We start from the raw sequence: 2566 nt of genomic DNA, 5'->3' as shown, positions 1-2566 counted from the left end.
TGACAGCGGCCGCGACATACTCCCCATAGGCGGCCATTTAGCGCCCCACTGACGGCCACGAGGTTCCCCGCGTACGGCCAGATATCTCCCCGGTTCGCCCCGTCCAGACCCGGACGGTGATCATCGTCCGGGTGAAGAACAGCAGGGAGATCATGGAAATCCTGGAGGCGTACGACCTCACGGGCAGTTACCGCGCTGCGGCCGAATTGGCCGGGTGCGACCATCACACGGTGGCTCGGTATGTGAAGATGCGGGCTGCTGGGCAGAACCCGCAGGACAGGCGGCATCGTGAGCGGGCGATTGATGCGTTCCTGCCGAAGATCGAGGAGTTGGTGGTCCGCTCGAACGGGAAGATCCGCGCCGATGTGGTCCACAAGCGGCTGGTCGCGATGGGGTTCACCGGCGGGGAGCGCACCACCCGGCGCACGGTGGCCGAGGCGAAGGCGCAGTACCGTGCGGGGCAGCGGCGGGTCTATCGGCCGTGGATCACTGAGCCGGGGCTGTGGCTGCAGTGGGACTGGGGATGGGGCCCGGTGATCAAGGGCCGACAGACGATTTTGTGGTGCGCATGGCTGGCCTGGTCGCGGTTTCGGGTGGTCATCCCGGTCTGGGACAAGACCATGCCGACGATCGCCGCGTGCCTGGATGCGACGTTGCGCCGGATCGGCGGAGTACCCGCCTACGCGCTGACCGACAACGAGAAGACGGTCACGACCGACCACATCGCCGGGATCGCGGTGCGCAACCCGGAGATCGTGGAGATCGCCCGGCACTACGGGATGACCATCCGCACCTGCGTGCCGGCTGATCCGGAATCCAAGGGCGGCAGCGAGGCGACGGTGCGCATCGCCAAAGCCGACCTGGTGCCCACCGAGGTCAACCTGGTGGCCGACTACCGCACGTTCGGAGAGCTGGAGGCGGCCTGCCGGGCCTTCGGCGAGGAGGTCAACGCCCGGGTGCACCGGGTGACCAAGCGCCGCCCGGTCGAACTGCTGGCCGAGGAACGCCAGCGGCTGCATCCACTGCCCAAGCAGCCGTTCACCGTCGCCTTCGGCACCACCCGTCGGGTTTGCTGGGATTCGACGATCTCGGTGGAGGCGGTGCGCTACTCGGTGCCCCACGAGCTGATCGACACCCGCGTCTGGGCGCGTTTTCATGGCGATGAACTCCTCGTCACCGCTGTTGCCGCGGATGGCACCGCACGCGAGGTCGCCCGGCACGCTCGTGGCCAGGCCGGAACCCCGGTCATCGACGCCGCGCACTACCCGCCCCGGGAGAACAAGGAGGGTGACCGCAAACCGAAGGCCACCAGCGCCGAGGAGGCCGCGTTCTTGATGATCGGTCCCGGCGCGGCCACCTGGCTGACCGAAGCTGCGGCGGCGGGCACCCGCCGGGTCAAAGCCAAGATGGCCGAGGCCGTCGCCCTGGCCAAGCTGTATTCGACCGCCCAGGTCGACCGGGCGCTAGGCACCGCCGCGTTGACCGGCCGCTTCGCCGACGCCGATCTGCTGTCCATCCTGGACTACCAGGTCAAACACGACAGCGACCAGCCCACCCGCGCCAGCGAGACGCACAGCCTGCAACCGGGCACCTCCGCCTGGGCCCGCTTCGGCACCACCCCCGCCCCCGCCGGCACCGATCTCGACGAGGACACCTTCTGATGGCCACACCCTTGCGTTCCGTCCACGCTTCCACCGGCGACCCGCTCGCCGAAGCCGTCGAGCTCACCAAACGGTTGAAGCTGCCGCACATCCGCCGGGCACTCGCTGATCTGATCCCCACTGCCAAGGCCCAGCGCTGGGATCCGGCCGAAGTGGTGCGCGTCCTGCTCGCCGAGGAAGCCGCCGGCCGCGACCGGGCCAACCTGCACACCCGCCGCCGACGCGCGGGCTTCCCCGCAGGCAAGACCTTCGGCGACTGGGACGAGGGCGCCTCGTCCATCCCCCGCCCCACCCAAGATGCCCTCAAGAGCCTGGAATGGGTGCGACGACGGGAGAATCTATGTGTCTGCGGGCCGTCGGGCACAGGAAAATCACACTTCAGCGAGGCCCTCGGCCAGGCAGCCGTCGAGGCCGGGATGACGGTGGCCTGGTTCACCATCGAAGACCTCGGCGCCCTGGTCCGCCGCCACCGCGCCGACGACTCCATAGCCCGCGCGCTGGCCCGCGTCATCCGCTCCGATCTGATCATCGTCGATGACATCGGCCTGCTACCGGTCTCACCGGACGCGGCCGAGGGCTTCTACCGGCTGGTCGACGCCGCCTACGAGCGCCGCTCGCTGGCCGTCAGCTCCAACCTCCATCCCTCGGGCTTCGACGAGATCATGCCCAAGACCTTGGCCACCGCCACCGTCGACCGGCTCATGCACCACGCTCACATCGTGGTCACTCAGGGTGACAGCTTCCGGCTCACCCAGGCCACCTCGGGACAGGGCGTCAAGCCCTTCACCTGACCCACACATCCATCAACGGCGGGGAGATAACTGGCCGCCGTTGGGGACACCCTCATGGCCACCAGCGTGTGAACTATCTGGCCGCCAGCGGGGAGAGCTCAAAGGCCATTGACA

At 68.5% G+C, this 2566-nt stretch carries 2 protein-coding genes; both read left to right on the top strand.

The window, feature by feature from the left end; translation table 11 throughout:
• The first annotated feature begins 131 nt into the window (after positions 1 to 131).
• Positions 132 to 1661, top strand: a complete 1530-nt coding sequence (gene istA, locus ABD331_RS60560; RefSeq protein WP_344496666.1) for an IS21 family transposase — start codon at positions 132 to 134, stop codon at positions 1659 to 1661.
• Positions 1661 to 2452, top strand: coding sequence for an IS21-like element helper ATPase IstB (gene istB, locus ABD331_RS60555; RefSeq protein WP_305925671.1), 792 nt, complete (start codon positions 1661 to 1663; stop codon positions 2450 to 2452). The genes istA and istB overlap by 1 nt, the downstream gene beginning before the upstream one ends.
• The last annotated feature ends 114 nt before the right edge of the window (positions 2453 to 2566 follow it).

The organism is Nonomuraea monospora (assembly GCF_039531895.1).
Taxonomy (GTDB): Bacteria; Actinomycetota; Actinomycetes; order Streptosporangiales; family Streptosporangiaceae; genus Nonomuraea; species Nonomuraea monospora.
Note: the sequence above shows the minus strand (reverse complement) of the source record. Positions and strands in the feature narration are given on the sequence as shown.

Excerpts from the sequence above, each read along its gene's own strand:
- istB (WP_305925671.1), top strand. The coding sequence starts at position 1,661 with ATGGCCACACCCTTGCGTTCCGTCCACGCTTCCACCGGCGACCCGCTC.